The organism is Spirulina sp. LEGE 11439 (genome assembly GCF_059821285.1).
Genome location: NZ_JCAMRX010000033.1, coordinates 39,789 through 56,637 on the forward strand (window position 1 = coordinate 39,789; position 16,849 = coordinate 56,637).

Consider the following 16,849-nt stretch of genomic DNA (forward strand, 5'->3'; position numbering starts at 1 on the left):
GATTGGAGATGGCAAATGCAATTCGCCATCTCTGCTCCTTATCGGGAATGCTAAAGGGAACGACCTCAATTATCAATGAGATGATTATTCCTTATCTGTTTCTGTTAACGTATTTTCTCTATTTTCCGAGAGTAGATTTTCTTCTTCTAGAGCTTGGGATGTGACGGGTTCGTCTATAACAATATTTTCTTCTATAACAATATTTTCGTCTTGGACTTTTTCTTCGCTTTCTAGGAACTCAGTAAAAGTTTGCTCGGGGAAGGGATCTTCCTCCACAGGGGGTTTGATAGGTTGCGTTTTTGCAATTGGAGGAGTTGAAGTCGGGACAGGAGCAATCGCGAAAAAATTCTGAATTCTCATGCCAAAAATGAAGAAATCTCGCCCAATATTTTCGACTTCATAGGGTTCGATTTTTGCAAAATGAGAATCTGAGGTGAGTAACACCCCGAGGACGCTCACGGGAATTTGGAGGAAAAGATTGCTCGAGAAAAAAGCAATGGCGGCAATAAATAAGCCGAGTAAATGCCAGCGAGGAGAGAGGGGAGTCGCGATCGCGGCGAGGGGAGCAGCCCGATAAATTTGCCAGATCGCCCCAACCATAAAAACAGCGAGAGCGATCGCTGCAATGCGAATTTTCAGGGTTTTAAGCAAGCGCAAAATCTTGCGCTGTTCCTCGGTGAGGCGATCGGGACGAACCGCCAGCACCAACAAACTGAAAATATCAAAAGGTCGCTGCCACTGCATCCACACAATGGGGACAATACCCGCGATCGCCAAAAATCCAATCTCCAAGACAACGGGAAGAACCGGATCTCCAACCGCCAGTCCCAGCCATACCACCAACAAACTCAGAGGGACAACTGCCAACCCTGCTAGGTGAATCCATAAAAAAGGTTCCGAGCGAAATGAGTTCATAGTAACTGGTGACTGGTGACTGGTGACTGGTGACTGGTGACTGGTGACTGGTGACTGGTAACTGGGTGACTGGTGACTGGTGACTGATTAAACTGGCGAGAGGGTTCGGCGTTTCATGACCATTTGATAGGCCTCGATAATATCGCCTTCTTCCCAAATATTGAACTTGGCAAGACCGATACCGCATTCGTAACCGGCATTGACTTCTCGCACGTCTTCCTTGACCCGTCGCAAAGAATCGAGAACGCCATTGTAGATGACTTCTCCGTTGCGGCGCACGCGGATGCGGCGATTTCGCACGACTTTCCCCGAGAGAACGTAACAACCGGCAACGGAGCCTTTGCCCACGGGGAAGACTGCCCGCACTTCTACGGTTCCCAAGGGTTCTTCGACTTCTTCCGGTTCGAGTAGACCTTCCATCGCCGCGCGAATATCATCTAAGAGATTGTAGATAATGTTGTATTCGCGAATATCTACCCCTTCGCGATCGGCTGCCGAAGCTGCACCGATTGCCAAATTGGTGTTGAAGCCGACGATCACTGCACCTTTCCCGCTTGCTGCCAAATCGACATCTGTTTCCGTGACCTCACCGGGAGCCGAGAGGATCACGCGAATTTGTACCTCATTTTGCGGCAATTGTTCGAGGGAACTCAAAATTGCTTCCACTGAACCTTGTACGTCGGCTTTGAGGATGAGATTGAGTTCTTTGAGTTCTCCTTCTCGTGCCTGTGCCGAAATACTGCTCAAAGAAACGCGACGGGACATAGCCTGTTGTAGACGGGTCTCGCGGTTTTCTGAAGCATAACTTTCGGCGATGGTGCGGGCTTCTTTTTCCGTAGGGAAGACATTAAACTCTTCTCCGGCGGCGGGAACGTTATTCATACCCAACACCTCGATCGCAAAGGAGGGTGTGGCTGCTTCGACGCGATCGCCGCGATCGTCAATGGCGGCACGAATTTTTCCAAATGTTCCCCCGGCCACGACACAATCGCCCACGCGGAGGGTGCCATTTTGTACCAATAGGCTTGCCACCGGACCGCGCGTTTTATCGAGATGGGCCTCAATGACCGTTCCTTTCGCCGGGCGATCGGGGTTGGCAGAGAGTTCTTCGAGTTCTGCGACCAATAGGATCATATCCAAGAGAGAATCCAGATTTTCACCCTTGAGGGCGCTCACCGGTACCATAATGGTTTCGCCTCCCCATTCTTCCGTCACCAGACCCAACTCTGCCAATTCTTGCTTGACGCGATCGGGTTCGGCTCCTGGCTTGTCGATTTTATTAATCGCGACAATGAGGGGGACTTCTGCGGCTTTGGCATGGCCGATCGCTTCTTTAGTTTGCGGTCGTACCCCATCATCGGCAGCCACCACTAAAATGGCAATATCCGTGACCTTCGTACCCCGCGCCCGCATGGCGGTAAAGGCTTCGTGACCGGGAGTATCGAGGAAGACCACCTGCTGCATTTTGCCGTTATGTTCCATATCGACGTGATAGGCACCGATATGTTGAGTGATTCCCCCGGCTTCTCCTTGAGCGACCTTGGTTTTGCGAATGGAGTCGAGGAGAGTGGTTTTTCCGTGATCCACGTGACCCATAATCGTCACTACTGGAGGACGGAATTGCAGATTTTCCAAATCTGCCACATCGAGCATTTCACTCTTGGTGGCAGCAGCTTGTTCTTCTTGGGTTTCCCCCTCAATTCCCAATTCTGTCAATACCATCTTGACGGTATCGAGATCTAAAGTTTGGGTAATATTGACAGCAATTCCCTTCGAGAAAAGATGTTTAATGATTTCGGTTTCGGGAATGAGAATCAATTCTGCGAGTTCCCGCAGACTCAAGCTCCCGGTCAACGCAACTTTCTCTGGCGGTTTTTCGGCAACTTCCCGCTCGGCTTTGCTGCGAGAATCTTCTTTAACGCGATCTTTACTCCCCTTCACCGATGGTTTCTTGGCCGTTTTGGCCTGAGGAGTTGCTTTCGGTCGATTACCGGTTGGCTTGGGAGGACGAGCGATGGACAAACTTACAGCGGCTGGCGCGACAAGGCTACCGCGATCGACATTAAATTCATCGTCGTCCTCTTCGAGAATTAAGGATTTGCGCTTCTTCTTACTTGCTGCTTTACCGGCTTTGCCGACTTTGCCGGCTTTGCCCGGTTTACCCGCTTTGCCTTTCCCTTCACTGTCGTCGTCGTCTTCCCATTCTTTCGGTTTGCGACTGACATTGGGGCGCTTGAGTTTAAGTTGCGGTCGTTCTGGTGGAGCGAGAAGAGTCGTTTCTTCAAAAAGCTCTTGATTCTCATCACCGCTTACCCCTTCATCGAGATCGTCTGACGCAGTTTCTGCGATCGCTTTCGGTTTCCGCAATTGGGGAGTACCGGCTTTTTGGGGTTTTTGTTGTAATTTTGTACCAACTTTGGCTTTTTTGGTTTCTTTGTCTTTTCTACCTTCCTGTTTACTGTCTCTACTTTTACCGTCTGTTGTCGCGATCGCTTTGTCTGGTTGACTTGGCGTTCTCTCGCCAAACTGTTTCCGCTCGGATTTATCGGATTTTTTCCCCTTACGAGGGGTAGGTCGTTCATCGAGTTTTTTCACCGCAGGGGCTTGCGGTCTGCTGGGAGGAACAAGCAGTTCGCGTTTTTCCTCGGGTTTTTCCGGCGTGCCTGCGGTTGGTTTGAGAGGACGCTCTACAGAAGAATGTTCTTCCGTTGGGCGTTTGGGCGGCACATCGAATGATGGTGACGGACGGCTCTCTTCTATTGTCGTCTCCTCCGATTCCCGTTGCGAGGTACGGTTGGGAGGTTTGACCGGCACGTTCTTGACGACTGTTGCCTCGGATGAGACCGGCTTGTTTTTTTGAGGACGATGGGGAGGGGCAACTAATTTTGGGTTGTTCCCATGAGAAGTCTGAGGTCTTTGGGCGCGATCGAAATGAGATGCGTTCTTAACAATGCCGCGAATTTCGGGTTTGCGCGGCGCTTTTGGACCGGGAGACTTAACGGCAGAGCCTCGCTCCTCTCTGGATTTTGAGGGAGAATTTCTCTCGTTTTTGGGCGAGGGTCGGTAAGTTTTCGCTGCCGCACAAATCCGCTCGACTTGTGCATCTGTAATCGTGCTGCTATGACTTTTCACAGCAATATTGAGTTGGCTGCAAATCTCTAAGATGTCTTTGTTTTCCAAGTTAAGCTCTTTAGATAAGTCGTAAATTCTGGTTTTTCCGTTGTTCATGCAATAGTCCCCGTTTTCGCGCTCGGTGGTTATTTGGGTGTAAGGGTGGATTAAACATTGCTGGCTCTCATTGTATTTAGGGGTTAAGGTGGACTGGGATTGAGTTCTTCGTTCGCTGCCAGGCGCGAGCGAAGGGTTTGATAGATGTCTTGGTAGACTTCTTGGGGCGCGTTGGCTTTGAGCGATCGCGCCAATCGGTTTTTCTTTTGGGCTGCCTCGAGGCAGTCGCGTCGGGGACAGAGGTAGGCAGACCGACCCATCCCTCGATCTAATTGTACCGTTTGCTCGGGATGGATATCATCACCTACTTGTCTAACAATTCGCCAAAAGTAGCTTTTGGGGGCAATTTTTCGACAGGCTAGACAGCGGCGCAGGTTCGGTTTCAAAAATTATCCTCCTTTCCTCCTTCACGTCACCCGGGCTGGCATTAGAGAAACACTACTTTGATTTTCTCATTTTTTTCGGTTTGAGGGGCATCTTTTATTTATTCGTCTTTCGCAAGAGCGGCCATTGCTATAATTCTTCGGAGATCGCTTCTCCTTCGGCTTCAAATTCGGCGATCGGCTCGGGTTCGGGCATTGTTTCCCGGACGGCTTGTTCGGTTTTAAAGGTGGCGGTATCTTTAATGTCAATCTTCCAGCCGGTCAAACGAGCGGCAAGGCGAACGTTTTGACCGTCTTTGCCAATGGCGAGGCTGAGTTGATTTTCTGGGACTAAGACAAGGGCTTGACGTTCTTCCGCATCCACGAGGCGCACTTCATCGACTTTAGCAGGACTGAGAGCATTCGAGATATAGGTGGAAGGATCGGGAGACCAGCGAATGGCATCGATTTTTTCACCGCGCAATTCGTTGACAACGGCTTGAATGCGAGAGCCTCGGGCTCCAATACAGGCTCCAACGGGATCTACATCTCGTTCGAGGGTATCAACGGCAATTTTGGTGCGAGGCCCGACATGACGAGAGGGAGGACTGGCTTCTCGGGCGACGGCGACGATGCGAACAACCTCATCTTCAATTTCTGGGACTTCTGTGGCAAATAAATCGACCACCAGACCGGCCGCCGCTCGGGAGGCGAGGAGTTGAGGGCCGCGATGGGTTCCATCTTTAACTTTTTTTAAGAAGACTTTAAAGGTGGCATTCGCGCGATAGTTATCGTTGGGCAATTGTTCGCGTTTGGGAAGTTCTGCCTCGACTTCCGGTTTGCCAAAACCGCTTGTTACGGCCACGATCGCGGACTGGCGTTCAAAGCGCAACACCCGGGCGGGGAGAACGGTTCCTTCGAGGTCTTTGAATTCATCTTGAATCATTTTGCGCTGGCGATCGCGCAGTTTTTGCAAGAGAACTTGTTTGGTTTGAATGGCGGCCATCCGTCCGAATTCTTTTTGGTCGGGGGTAACGTCCAAGACCACGGCTTCTCCGAGTTGAACTTCTGGGACAAAGGCTTCTTCAGGGCTGTCTTGTTCTTCGGTCAGCAAACTTTGCACTTCTTCAAGGGCAATATGATGATCGGTATTTTCGATTTCCTCGACGATGATTTTGGTGGAGAGGATGCGAAACCCTTCTTCGTCTGTATCGAGTTCGACATCGAAATTATCGAAATAGTCTTCGCTAAATTGAATGCGTTTTTCCAGTTGTTGCGCTCGGCGATAGCGTTCGTAACCCTTGAGAAGGGCTTCTTGCAGGGCTTCTTGCACGTCTTCTTCGGGGAGGTGATATTGAGCGCTAATCTCTTCAAGCATTTCTTTGAGTCCTGGCAAACTGACTAGGGACACGGGGATATCTCCTTATATATTGGGTTGGGGGTTGGGGTAGTGGGGCGTTGAGGAAGTGGGGGAGAATTTGTCACCCCTCATCCTTGTCCCAAAGTTCGACTTCTGCGATCGCTTCTCGGGGAATGGCGATCGCTCGACCTTTTTGATTGAGATGAATGTGGGTTTCGTCGCGACCCTGAAGCCGTCCTTGCCATTCTTTTTTCTTTTTAAAAGGAGTATGGGTTTTAACGAGGACGGAAAAGCCTTTAAAGGTGCTAAAGTCTCGCTCGCTTGTTAGTTGGCGAGAAAGTCCGGGGCTAGAAATTTCTAACACGTAGGCATTGGGAATGAGTTCGATCGCATCGAGACGTTCTTCGAGAGCGCGACTCATCCCCTCGCAATCTTTTAAGCTGATATCGCCGTTAGGGTTGCGAATATTCACGCGCAAAATGGGAGGATTCTGGTTGGTTTGATAAACGGCTCCTGCTACGTCCAGTTCCAGTTGTTCGGCGATGGACGCGGCCAGTTCGAGAATTTGAGGAATGAGAGGATGAGTCACGATGACAAAATCAACTGAATAAAATCAACAAGATGAATTCAAAAAAATAAATTCACAAGAGATAAAGCCAACAAAAAAAAGCGGGTCTCACCCACTTTTCCAAACGTTTTAATTGATGTTTGGTCATTGGTGATGACTTCGCGACGGAAGCCATCTCTTTCTCTTGATGATAAGTCAAATTCTTCTTTGTGGCAACTGCTGGCGTTTTGCTAGAGTTGATGAGTTCGCGATCGCCTTTTCCCTTCCGAGAGACTCTTTCCCATGAGCAAGACCCTCCGAGAGCCGCAAACCGTCCGCGTTATCGTTTTTGCGGTGAATCATTATTTGTTTGCCCTTCCCCTCAAAGCCGTTCTGAAAATTATTCCCCGACCTCCCGAACTCGATGAAGGTTTTGACGATGTGGGTTTGTTGGAAATTGAAGGGGAAACGGTATTGTTATTAAACTTAATCTGGATTCTCGAGGAATGGGAGAAGGGCGATCGCCGCCCTCGTGCGGGAAAATATCTCATTCTCATTCGCAATAATCGCGAACAGTTGTGCGGTATCGAAATTGATGAACTCCCTACGGCGATGGATTTGTCTCTCGCGACGGTACAGGAAATGCCGACTTCCTCGCGTCAGTCTAATCTCGGTCGTTTGGCTCAATATGTTGCCCTTTGGCAATCTAACGAGAAACAAGCAACGGAAACAGAAGCGGAAAAAAGACCGATTTTCCTTTTGGATGTTTCCCTTGCAACCCATTCCTTGCTTTACCCCAACGCTTAAATCAGTCACCAGTCACCAGTCACCAGTCACCAGTCACCATTAATCTCCAAGTTAACTTAAGCGATCGACTGTTTTTTTCAATTCTTCGGGATCGATGGGTTTCGCTAAATAGGCATCGGCACCGAGCATGGTTCCCCAAGTGCGATCGACATCTGTGCCTTTGGTCGAACAGATAATCACGGGAATATTTTTGGTCTCGGGGTTGAGTTTCAGTTCCCGGCAAAACTCAAAACCACTTTGACCGGGGAGAATGACATCCAGACAGATAACATCGGGTTTTCCGCTTGCCATTTTCCCGCGAGCATCATCTACATCGGAGACAATGACCACTTGCCAACCTGCTTGGGTGAGGGTGCGGTTCATGAATTCTTGTTCGGTTTTGCTATCTTCAACAACGAGAGCAGTTTTCATAAGTTTTTGGAAAATGCGCGTTAAGAAATTGAGGGGAGAAACTGGAGGAGTCTTTACTTTTTTAGTTTACCCGGTTTTTCCGGTAAAATTTATCTAAAAAGTTAAGCGATGCGAGACTATACCTTATCAATGAGTTTTGCGATCGAGGAGAGAAAACAATGATTGTTACCTGCGTTCATGTATCCGTCAAGCCGGAAAATATCGAAGATTTTATCAAAGCGACTCAAATCAATCACGAGAATTCAATCAAAGAGCCGTTAAATTGCCGTTTTGATATTTTGCAAGACCCGAACGATCCGAGCCAGTTTATTTTATATGAAGCCTATGAGAATGAGGCGGGTCCCAAGGCTCATAAAGAAACGGCACATTACCAGACTTGGCGAGAAACAGTCGCCTCTTGGATGGCCGAACCTCGTAAAGGAATTTCTTACACTGTTATTGCGCCCTAAATTTTTAGTTGCGATCGCATTATGTTTAATTTCGCTAAAGTTCCACCGCTTTATTTTGGGGCGGGAAATCTCAAAAAGTTGCCGGAAATTCTGGCTAAATTTTCCAGTCAGAATATTTTGTTGGTTATCGGTCGCCAATCTTTGGCAGAATCGGGAAAGTTATCCGAGATTGAAAGTATTTTAAGTCAAGAGGGCATTGCCCAGCAAACTATTACTTGTACGGGGGAACCTACGACCCCGGAAATCGATCGCATTTGCCACGAAAAACGCACTGAGGCGATCGATGCGGTGGTGGGAATTGGGGGCGGAAGTGTTATTGATATGGGGAAAGCGATTTCGGCGATGCTTCCCCACGAAAATTCCCTTCTCGACCATCTCGAAGGGGTAGGAAAAGGAATGCCTCATAGCGGAGTTAAATTGCCTTATATTGCCATTCCCACGACTTCGGGAACGGGAGGAGAAGTCACCAAAAATGCGGTTATTAGTGAAGTTGGCAAAAATGGTTATAAAAAATCTTTGCGCCATGAAAATTTAATTCCCGATGCGGTTATTGTTGATGGGGAATTACTTGTTTCTTGTCCGCGTTCCGTGACGGCGGCTTGCGGAATGGATGCTTTGACTCAACTTCTCGAACCCTATCTTTCTCCGACAGCTTCGACTTTTACCGATGCGATCGCTTGGGGAGGGTTAGAAGCGATCGCGGCGAATTTACTCCCTGCTTATGGAGAAGGTGCGAGAGATATTGCCGTGCGAGAAAAAATGGCTTGTGCTTCACTGATGTCGGGGATCGCTTTGGCTAATGCAGGATTGGGAATCGTGCATGGTTTGGCTTCTCCCATTGGGGGATTTTTTCCCATTCCTCATGGAGTAGTTTGCGGGACTTTAATGGCGGCGGCGGTGCGGGTGAATTGGCAAGCGATAAAAGAGCGCGATCGCAATAATCCGGCAGCTATTAAAATGGCCAAACTCGGAGAATTACTTTCAGGAAAAACCGGGCAAAGTATTCCTTATTATTGCGATGTTTTAGTCGATATTTTAGCGGAATGGACGGAACTTTTAGAAATCCCTCGTTTGGGAGAATATGGTATTGAGAAAAAAGATTTAGGGAAAATTTTGGATAAAACTCGCAATCGGAATAATCCAATTGAATTGAGACGCGAGGAAATTCAATTGTTAGTTGAAGCTAGACTTTAAATCAAGTTTAGTAAAATATCGCAGGAGTTTGCTATTATTTGAGAGGATCGCGAGCAGGATCGCGAGTTGGTGAAAAAACGTCAAGATGAGACGCTGACGGAGGAAGAATATCCCGTATTGATTGATTTGAGCGATCGCGTGGAGTTAATTCATGGGGAACAAATGCAAGCATTATTCGAGTTGTCTCAAATTCGTCAAAGTTTGGTTAATTTGCGGAGAGTATTTTATCAAGCTAAAATTCATTCACCCAAAAGATTTCCCAATTAGATTTTTTCACCCAAATATTTTCACCCAAATCAGTCGTCTACAGATTGCGTCGTACTATGTTTACCTCCGCAGAAATGGAAGCTCTCCTCGATGAGATGTATAATTCCTTTACTCCTGCGCCTTTACAACCGGAGGATCCGGCTGTCGGGCGGTGCGAGGAGATGAGGACGTGCTGGAGGATTTGAAAGCTACGATCGCGCCCTAGAAATAGAATCTAATTAGGGTTTGCTGAAAAAGTTAGAAAAAAATTGGGGGAGAGGGCGATCGCATTTTAGAAGTGAGAAATCATAATCTGGGATTATCGATAATCCTTTCCTCAATGGTTTTGCTGGTGCTCCCATTTCCTCTGAGAAATTTTGGGCATATTCCTCTTCAAATTCTGCCCAGCGCTTGGGGGATGGCGAGGTTTCCTCGCCATATCCAACCAAGTAAGAACGGGATGAGCTTTGACATTATTACCCATCGATTTTCTTCACATAACTTTCCCTCAAAGGGCAGTTCAAATGTTTCTACGATCTTTTCAGCTTTCTCAATTTTTCGGTACATTTTCTGCTGAAAAATACAAGGATTTTTACCATTTTACCTCTTTTTCCTCCCTTTGATTTCTGGATTTTTCTCCTCTAGCCCTTGCGGAGCAACCTTTTCCCTTTTTATCAGCAACCCCCATTTAGGATTAACGCAAAAGTTATGGATTTGAGGTTCTCTCGTATCATTTTCGATAGAAGGGAGCGAGAATCAATGCAACAAGAAAACCCCCGATAATCCAGATTAAAATCGCAGGAGAAGCAATAAAACCAAGGATAAAACATAAAACGAGATGCAATTTACTGCGTTGAGCAAATCGTATCAAAGATTTCAGCCAATTGGGATAAGGTTGCACCTTAAGCGGTAAGTTTAACTTTCGGGAAATTGCTAAGGCTTGAATACTTGCAACAATCCCTTTTTGGATTCTACCCACCTTGAGATATAAATGCCCGAGAGATTGAAGCGAGTTCATTTCGCCTCTTTCGTCGCCAATTTCTCGTTTAATAATTAAGGATTTTTCGTGATATTCAATTGCTGTTAAAAATTGTCCTAAACCTGCATAAATACTTCCCAAATTGCCCAGAGATTTCCCTTCCTCACTGCGATCGCCGATTTCCCTAGCAATGGTTAAATACTGCTGGTAGTAATCTCTCGCTTTTTCATACTCTCCCAAGGAATAGTAGACTAATCCCAAATTGCCCAGAGAAATCCCTTCCCCACTGCGATCGCCGATTTCCCTTGTAATCGTTAAAGACTGTTGGTGGTAATCTCTCGCTTTTTCATACTCTCCCAAGGAATAGTAGACTAATCCCAAATTGCCCAGAGAAATCCCTTCCCCACTGCGATCGCCGATTTCCCTTGTAATCGTTAAAGACTGTTGGTGGTAATCTCTCGCTTTTTCATACTCTCCCAAGGAATAGTAGACTAATCCCAAATTGCCCAGAGAAATCCCTTCCCCACTGCGATCGCCGATTTCCCTTTTAATCGTTAAAGACTGCTGGTAGTAATCTATTGCTTTTTCATACTCTCCCAAGGAATTGTAGACATTTCCCAAATTGCCCAGAGATTTCCCTTCCCCACGGCGATCGCCGATTTCCTTTGCGATGGTTAAAGACTGCTGCTGGTAATCTCTCGCTTTTTCATATTCTCCCAAGGAATTGTAGACATTTCCTAAACCCATAAGCGTATTAGCAATGAATTCGCTATGCTTTATTAACTTTAAAACTGTAAGAGCTTGTTTATAATAGTTGATAGCTTTTTCATAGTCTCCTAAAGAATTGTAGATATTTCCTAAGTTACATAAAGAACCTCCTTCACCAGAGCGATCGCTGATTTCCCTTGCGATAGTTAAAGACTGCTGGTGGTAATCTCTCGCTTTTTTATACTTTCCCAAGGAAGTGTAGACATTTCCCAAAACCATTAGACTTGCACCATATCTCCTATTTTGCTTAGCGTTTTTTTGTTTCCAAACCCGAGCTAAAGGTTCGTATAATTCAATCCGAATTGTCGCCAGTCCTTGTAAAGTCAAAAACTCGTCAATTTGTCGAATGGTGTCAAAAGCAGTATCATAGTTTTTCAGTTGCAAATAATGATAAACGATTTCTCGATATCCTCTAATATCTTCTTGTTTCTCTACAGGTTTAAATTGGGAACGATAATAATCTATTGCTCTATAATGCGCGGTCAGTCTCTTCTCAACCTTGTCGCGTATATACTCCAAAATAACAGGCTGAAACTCAAAGAAATACCGATCGCTTAATCTTTCTTCTAATAAAGACAGTTTAACTAAATTTTTCAACTCTGCCTCAATATTTTGACTATCTTCTTTGCAATTGCCTAAAACAGCCTCAGCCATTTCTGTATCGAATTCCCTTCGATAAACGCTAGTATTTAACAAAAGTTCTTTCTGAATTTCACTCAAGCGCTCAAAACTTTCCTCAAAAACGAACTGGATCGCGATTTCTTGCTGACGATGCTGCCCTTTGATCTCCGGATTTCTTAACAACTCTCGCAACGTCCCTAATGCCGGAAACCATTTTAAATCTGGATCTTGACGATAATTACTACGAAGAAAATCTGCTACTAAATGCAATATTAGAGGATGCCCATCAACTAATTGAGAAAATGCTATTAAATCACCCCGAATTCCTGAATCTTGCAATAATTGAACGCCTTCCTCTACTTTTAAACCTTTCAAAGGAATCCACTCATTAAACCCGTTTAAATCTGGCTGTTCCCGCGTCGTCACCAAAATCGTACTATTTTCACCATGTTCGAGCCAGCGCCTAAAAAATTCCTGATAAAATTCATTATTCCACTGACGATTATTCCTTTCAAGCAGACTTTCTAAATTATCAATAACCAGAAAACAATGTTCCTGTTGCAAACATTTAATTAATGCCCCGATCAATTCTTTTTCTTTGGTAATCGGTTCGCCAAGTTTGTTTAACTCTTCGGGAATTGGTCTGCCAAACTTATTTAAAATATCCTGCGCTAATTCTGCAAAATCAGACCTAAAAGTAACATCTCGCCAATAGCGATTTGATTGTTCTTGTTCTATAAAGATTTTCGTTGCAAGAGTCGATTTTCCTGCACCCCCGACCCCATGAATCCCAATTAAACTAATATTAGGATCGGCTAAACATTGATTTATTTTGGCAATCTCCTCCTTTCGTCCTTGCCAATAGGCGAGCCTTTTATAAGGATCGCCCTCATTGTTTCTCGCGGAAGTTTCCCGATAGGAAGTTTCTCGATCTGAACCTGTGCCAATATTAACTGTATCTGCCTTAAGGTTTGCGATCTGATTGAAGTTACTCTTATCTTGGGCAATCGCATCCATATTTACAGAATTGGGATTCTCTTCCGTCATTATTTATCCCAGAGTTTAAAAATTGACTTCTTTCGCTTCAATTTTACCCACCATTTTGAGGGTACTTTCATCATGGGAAGTCCCTGTCATAGAAATCTTATCGCCTTCCTGCCGAAGTTGCTCGATTTCTCGATAAAGTGCTTCAATTTCCTCCGCAAAAGCCCGATCGCGTTGCATTTCTTCAGCCAAAGGAGTCAATATCTCAGCCTCCAAAATTTCTTGCGACTGTTGTTTTTCAGCCTCCTCCAAAGCCTGCTGTAATTGCGGTTGACCTTGAAAACGCGCCTTAATCTTCTGCCATAGTGCTTTCCCTTGTGCGATCGCCCCTTCCGTTGCTTGGGTCGCCCCCGTTGCGATCGCGGTTTCAAAAACAAGTTCGATAATTTTTGCTGCGAGAGGTAACATAATAACTTGCCAAAATCTCCCTCAGTTGTAGCGCAAACTTTTCCCGATTGGCAAGCGATCGCAGCCGCACCAAAATATGTCTAAAAGGAAGCGCGATCGCGTTAAAATGAGAATATCTCTAAAAATCCACGCTATAACGTTATGATTAATGCAACTTACGATGACATTTTTAGTGCTGCGATCGCACTCTCTCCGAATTTGCGAGCTATGTTAGCAGAACAATTATTAACAAGTCTTGATTCAGCAGAACAGCGTGAAATTGATGCAGCTTGGGCTGAAGAAGCAGAAAAACGAGTATTAGAACTGACTGACGGTCAAGTGCGATCGCTTCCCAGTCAACAAGTCATCCAAGAATTGCGATCGAGACACCAACAATGATATATCGTTTTCATCCGTCATCAAGGCAAGAATTAGAGGAAGCAATTAACTATTACGATAATATTAGCATTTCGTTGGGTGAAGCCTTTTTAGATGAATTTGAACGGGCTGTCGAGAGAATTCAGGCATTTCCAGAGGCTTGGTCTTTATTATCTGTGAATACAAGGCGCTGTCGCATGAGCCGTTTTCCCTACAGCATTATTTATCAAATTCAGGAAGAACAACTTGTAATTATTGCTGTGATGCACTGGCAACGCAAACCCAATTATTGGACAAATCGATTATTACAATAACTTTTATGGGTTGTATTAAAGCGATCGCAGCCGCACCAAAATATGTCTAAAAGGAAGCGCGATCGCCAAAAATTTGAGTTCCTTTTTGTTCGGCGAGAATAGCCCCAGCATCCTCCAATCGACCGATCGCCCCGCGACCCCCAAATTGCTCCACAAAACGACAGGCCGCCTCTACTTTAGGTGCCATCGATCCCGGTGCAAAATGATAAGACCGCAGTTGTTTCGCCGTTACCCGCCCCAAAGGTTGCGCTTTCGCCTCATTCCAGTTCGCATAAACTGCATCCACATCCGTGAGCAATAACAACCAATCGGCTCTCACTTGTTGCGCTAATAAAGCCGCAGCTAAATCCTTATCAATCACCGCTTCAACGCCGCGAATCGTACCGATCGCATCAACCGTCACCGGAATGCCACCCCCTCCCCCACAAACCACTAAAACCCCCGCCGCCAGCAAGAGCCGAATTGCCGTTAACTCTAGTATGCGCTTGGGTTCTGGAGACGGGACGACGCGACGGTAGGCATTCCCATCCGGCGCGATCGCCCAGCCGCGATCGCGAGCCAGTTTTTGCGCCTCTTCCGGGGTATAAACCGGGCCGATAAACTTGCGAGGACAAGCAAAAGCCGGATCTTGGCGATCGACTTCCACCTGAGTTAATAAAGTAGCCACTTGGCGATCGGGCAAACAATTTTGTAATTCTCGCTCCAATAAATACCCGATCGCTCCCTCGGTTTCCGCCCCCAAAACATCCAAAGGATAGGGCTGCACCTCCTGATACGCCTCTGCCTGCAACGCCAGCAACCCCACTTGCGGACCATTGCCATGAGTGACGATAACGGTATGCTCCCGAGCGATCGCCGCGATCCCGCGAGCGGCAACCTGAATATTCCGCAACTGCACCTCTGCTTCTAACGGTTCCCCTCGTTTGAGTAAGGCGTTGCCGCCGAGAGCAAGCACGATTTTCATGACAACCCCCTTAAACTTTGACGGATATCTTGGCGATAAAGTGATGAATATAATGACCGAGACCGGGGGTACTGGCTTCGGCGAATTCGTAACGGGCGCGAATGACGGGTTTATTGACTTGGATCAAAGCCGCCAGATCGATCGGAGTGGCCGCGACGACAACATCGGCGGGGGTCGCATTAATCGTGTGGCGCAAAGCCTCCAATTGTGCCGCAGAATAGCCCATTGCCGGGAGAATATTGCCAATGTGAGGATAGCGATCGTAGAGTGCCGCAATTTCTGGGACGGCGAAGGAACGCGGATTGACAATTTGCGCGGCATGGGCGCGGGTTGCTCCCACATAGCCCGCACCGTAGGGCATTCCCCCATGAGTGGTGCTGGGACCGTCTTCAATCACGAGGGCAATGCGATCGCGCACCAACTCGGGATTATCTAAGCGAATAGGAGAGGCGGCTCGTAGAATAACTGCATCGGGGTTAATCTGGCGTGCGGCATCGGAAACTTTCTGGACATCCGCAGCCGAGGCCGAGTCTACCTTTGCTACGAGGATAATATCTGCCATACGCAATACAGCCTCTCCGGGGTGATGGGTGGACTCGTGACCGGGACGGAGGGGATCTACCAGTACTAAATGTAAATCCGGGCGAATGAAGGGGAAGTCATTATTACCCCCATCCCAGAGAATGACATCGGCTTCTGCTTCGGCGCGGCGCACGATTTGGCCGTAGTCTACTCCGGCATAGACGATGTTACCTATTTCTAAGTGAGGTTCGTATTCTTCTCGCTCTTCCACGGTACAGCGAGCGGCTTCTAGATCCTTGCGTTGGGCAAACCGTTGTACGGCTTGGCGTTCTAAGTCGCCATAGGGCATGGGATGGCGAATGACAGCCACGCGCAGCCCTTCTTGACGCAATAATTTCGAGAGCCAGCGAGTGGTTTGCGATTTCCCGCAACCCGTGCGAACCGCAGAGATCGCAATTACGGGAACGGTTGCCTGTAACATCGTTTGTTCGGGACCCAATAGCAGAAAATCCGCCCCGGCAGCCATCGCCCGAGAAGCCAAGTGCATGACCTCGGCATGGGGAACGTCGCTATAGGCAAAAACGACGCGATCGATCGCGTGTTGGCGACAGAGGCGATCCATCTCGTTTTCTTCGACGATGGGAATCCCTTCTGGATACAAATATCCCGCGAGAGAAGCGGGATAACGCCGCCCGGCAATTCCAGAAATTTGGGCGGCGGTAAAGGCAACCACTTCAACGTCGGAGCGATCGCGGTAAACCTGATTAAAGTTATGAAAATCTCGTCCTGCTGCCCCCATAATGAGAACTTTTGTGCGGTTTCGATCGCGAATCATGACAAAAACCTCCACCGGAAAGAAAACTTTTGGCGATCTCGTTTAAATCGATCCCCATAGTTTTAGTCTAGCGAAAGGCTCTAAACAAAAGGTGAAAGTGTAAAGTTTTACACAGAAACTTTTGTAAATCAAGAAATTATTTTCTACCTATTTAGGGACGATCGATCGGTTTTGTCAAATCGGCACAGAAGCGATCGCGCACAATTTGAGACCGAGTATGAATAGGCTGACTTTGAGTGGTCGTTGTTGGTGGGAGAGATTTGAGGTGAAGAGAGATTTTTTGGCAAACGAGGCGATCGCTTCCCGGTCTGAGGTATTCCCACGCATACACTGCTGGATCTGTCGAGTTTGCTGGCGCGGGTGCAGCCGTTAGCGTTATCAGTAAGGCGATCGCCAAACCGATCGCTACAAACACAAACGTTTTAACCATAATTGTTCCTTGGCAATAAATACACCAGAGTTGACTACAGGAGTATGATAATTAATTCCCGATAAGGAAATTAAGCAAAATTACTGAA

At 46.9% G+C, this 16,849-nt stretch carries 18 protein-coding genes and 1 pseudogene; 6 read left to right on the top strand and 13 right to left on the bottom strand.

Going from position 1 to position 16,849, the window contains the following annotated elements:
• Nucleotides 1-84 precede the first annotated feature (84 nt).
• From AC6RV6_RS19785 to rimP, 6 genes are all read right to left on the bottom strand, one after another.
• Entirely contained in the window at nt 85-840 is a 756-nt protein-coding gene (locus AC6RV6_RS19785) for a low-complexity tail membrane protein (protein WP_500242600.1), read from the bottom strand.
• Entirely contained in the window at nt 722-1,072 is a 351-nt protein-coding gene (locus AC6RV6_RS19790) for a hypothetical protein (RefSeq protein ID WP_500242601.1), read from the bottom strand. Before AC6RV6_RS19790 ends, AC6RV6_RS19785 begins: the two co-directional genes overlap by 119 nt.
• Nucleotides 1,003-4,143 (bottom strand): translation initiation factor IF-2, encoded by a 3,141-nt coding sequence (gene infB, locus AC6RV6_RS19795; RefSeq protein WP_500242602.1) that lies wholly within the window; start codon nt 4,141-4,143, stop codon nt 1,003-1,005. The genes AC6RV6_RS19790 and infB overlap by 70 nt, the downstream gene beginning before the upstream one ends.
• 83 nt (nt 4,144-4,226) lie before the next feature.
• The gene (locus tag AC6RV6_RS19800) at nt 4,227-4,529 is read right to left on the bottom strand and encodes a YlxR family protein (protein ID WP_500242603.1); all 303 of its coding nucleotides are present in this window, start codon (nt 4,527-4,529) and stop codon (nt 4,227-4,229) included.
• A 127-nt stretch (nt 4,530-4,656) separates the two neighbouring features.
• Nucleotides 4,657-5,916 (bottom strand): transcription termination factor NusA, encoded by a 1,260-nt coding sequence (gene nusA, locus AC6RV6_RS19805; RefSeq protein WP_500242604.1) that lies wholly within the window; start codon nt 5,914-5,916, stop codon nt 4,657-4,659.
• Between the two features lie 70 nt (nt 5,917-5,986).
• A complete protein-coding gene (gene rimP / locus AC6RV6_RS19810) occupies nt 5,987-6,454 on the bottom strand; it encodes a ribosome maturation factor RimP (RefSeq protein ID WP_500242605.1) in 468 nt (155 codons plus the stop codon).
• A gap of 261 nt (nt 6,455-6,715) precedes the next feature.
• On the opposite strand from rimP, the gene AC6RV6_RS19815 reads away from it, so the two are divergent.
• On the top strand, nt 6,716-7,219 hold the full coding sequence (locus AC6RV6_RS19815) for a chemotaxis protein CheW (protein WP_500242606.1): 504 nt from the start codon (nt 6,716-6,718) through the stop codon (nt 7,217-7,219).
• A gap of 51 nt (nt 7,220-7,270) precedes the next feature.
• Here AC6RV6_RS19815 and AC6RV6_RS19820 read toward each other — a convergent pair whose 3' ends face one another.
• Complete coding sequence (locus tag AC6RV6_RS19820) at nt 7,271-7,630, bottom strand: response regulator transcription factor (RefSeq protein ID WP_500242607.1); 360 nt, start codon at nt 7,628-7,630, stop codon at nt 7,271-7,273.
• Nucleotides 7,631-7,788: 158 nt separating this feature from the next.
• Between AC6RV6_RS19820 and AC6RV6_RS19825 the strand changes: the two genes are divergently transcribed.
• The 3 genes from AC6RV6_RS19825 to AC6RV6_RS19835 all read left to right on the top strand — a co-directional run bounded on the left by AC6RV6_RS19825 (nt 7,789) and on the right by AC6RV6_RS19835 (nt 9,540).
• Nucleotides 7,789-8,079, top strand: a complete 291-nt coding sequence (locus tag AC6RV6_RS19825; protein ID WP_500242608.1) for an antibiotic biosynthesis monooxygenase — start codon at nt 7,789-7,791, stop codon at nt 8,077-8,079.
• A gap of 21 nt (nt 8,080-8,100) precedes the next feature.
• Nucleotides 8,101-9,273 (top strand): iron-containing alcohol dehydrogenase, encoded by a 1,173-nt coding sequence (locus AC6RV6_RS19830; RefSeq protein WP_500242609.1) that lies wholly within the window; start codon nt 8,101-8,103, stop codon nt 9,271-9,273.
• Between the two features lie 69 nt (nt 9,274-9,342).
• A complete protein-coding gene (locus AC6RV6_RS19835) occupies nt 9,343-9,540 on the top strand; it encodes a hypothetical protein (protein WP_500242610.1) in 198 nt (65 codons plus the stop codon).
• A 296-nt stretch (nt 9,541-9,836) separates the two neighbouring features.
• Here AC6RV6_RS19835 and AC6RV6_RS19840 read toward each other — a convergent pair.
• The 3 genes and pseudogenes from AC6RV6_RS19840 to AC6RV6_RS19850 form a co-directional block, all read right to left on the bottom strand.
• Nucleotides 9,837-10,086, bottom strand: a pseudogene (locus tag AC6RV6_RS19840) (hypothetical protein); the annotation flags it as partial.
• 163 nt (nt 10,087-10,249) lie between these two features.
• A complete protein-coding gene (locus AC6RV6_RS19845) occupies nt 10,250-12,934 on the bottom strand; it encodes a tetratricopeptide repeat protein (protein ID WP_500242611.1) in 2,685 nt (894 codons plus the stop codon).
• 15 nt (nt 12,935-12,949) lie between these two features.
• Nucleotides 12,950-13,339 carry a hypothetical protein gene (locus AC6RV6_RS19850; protein WP_500242612.1) on the bottom strand — a complete coding sequence of 130 codons (390 nt, stop codon included), beginning with the start codon at nt 13,337-13,339 and terminating at the stop codon, nt 12,950-12,952.
• A gap of 141 nt (nt 13,340-13,480) precedes the next feature.
• On the opposite strand from AC6RV6_RS19850, the gene AC6RV6_RS19855 reads away from it, so the two are divergent.
• Nucleotides 13,481-13,717 (top strand): addiction module protein, encoded by a 237-nt coding sequence (locus AC6RV6_RS19855; RefSeq protein ID WP_500242613.1) that lies wholly within the window; start codon nt 13,481-13,483, stop codon nt 13,715-13,717.
• Nucleotides 13,714-14,010: a type II toxin-antitoxin system RelE/ParE family toxin gene (locus tag AC6RV6_RS19860; protein ID WP_500242614.1), complete on the top strand. Its 297-nt coding sequence runs from the start codon at nt 13,714-13,716 to the stop codon at nt 14,008-14,010. Before AC6RV6_RS19855 ends, AC6RV6_RS19860 begins: the two co-directional genes overlap by 4 nt.
• Nucleotides 14,011-14,056: 46 nt before the next feature.
• Here the strand turns inward: AC6RV6_RS19860 and arcC are convergent, their stop codons facing one another.
• The 3 genes from arcC to AC6RV6_RS19875 form a co-directional block, all read right to left on the bottom strand.
• Entirely contained in the window at nt 14,057-14,974 is a 918-nt protein-coding gene (gene arcC, locus AC6RV6_RS19865; protein ID WP_500242615.1) for a carbamate kinase, read from the bottom strand.
• Between the two features lie 10 nt (nt 14,975-14,984).
• Nucleotides 14,985-16,331 (bottom strand): cyclic 2,3-diphosphoglycerate synthase, encoded by a 1,347-nt coding sequence (locus tag AC6RV6_RS19870; protein WP_500242616.1) that lies wholly within the window; start codon nt 16,329-16,331, stop codon nt 14,985-14,987.
• A gap of 151 nt (nt 16,332-16,482) precedes the next feature.
• Nucleotides 16,483-16,761, bottom strand: coding sequence for a hypothetical protein (locus tag AC6RV6_RS19875; RefSeq protein ID WP_500242617.1), 279 nt, complete (start codon nt 16,759-16,761; stop codon nt 16,483-16,485).
• Nucleotides 16,762-16,849 lie beyond the last annotated feature (88 nt).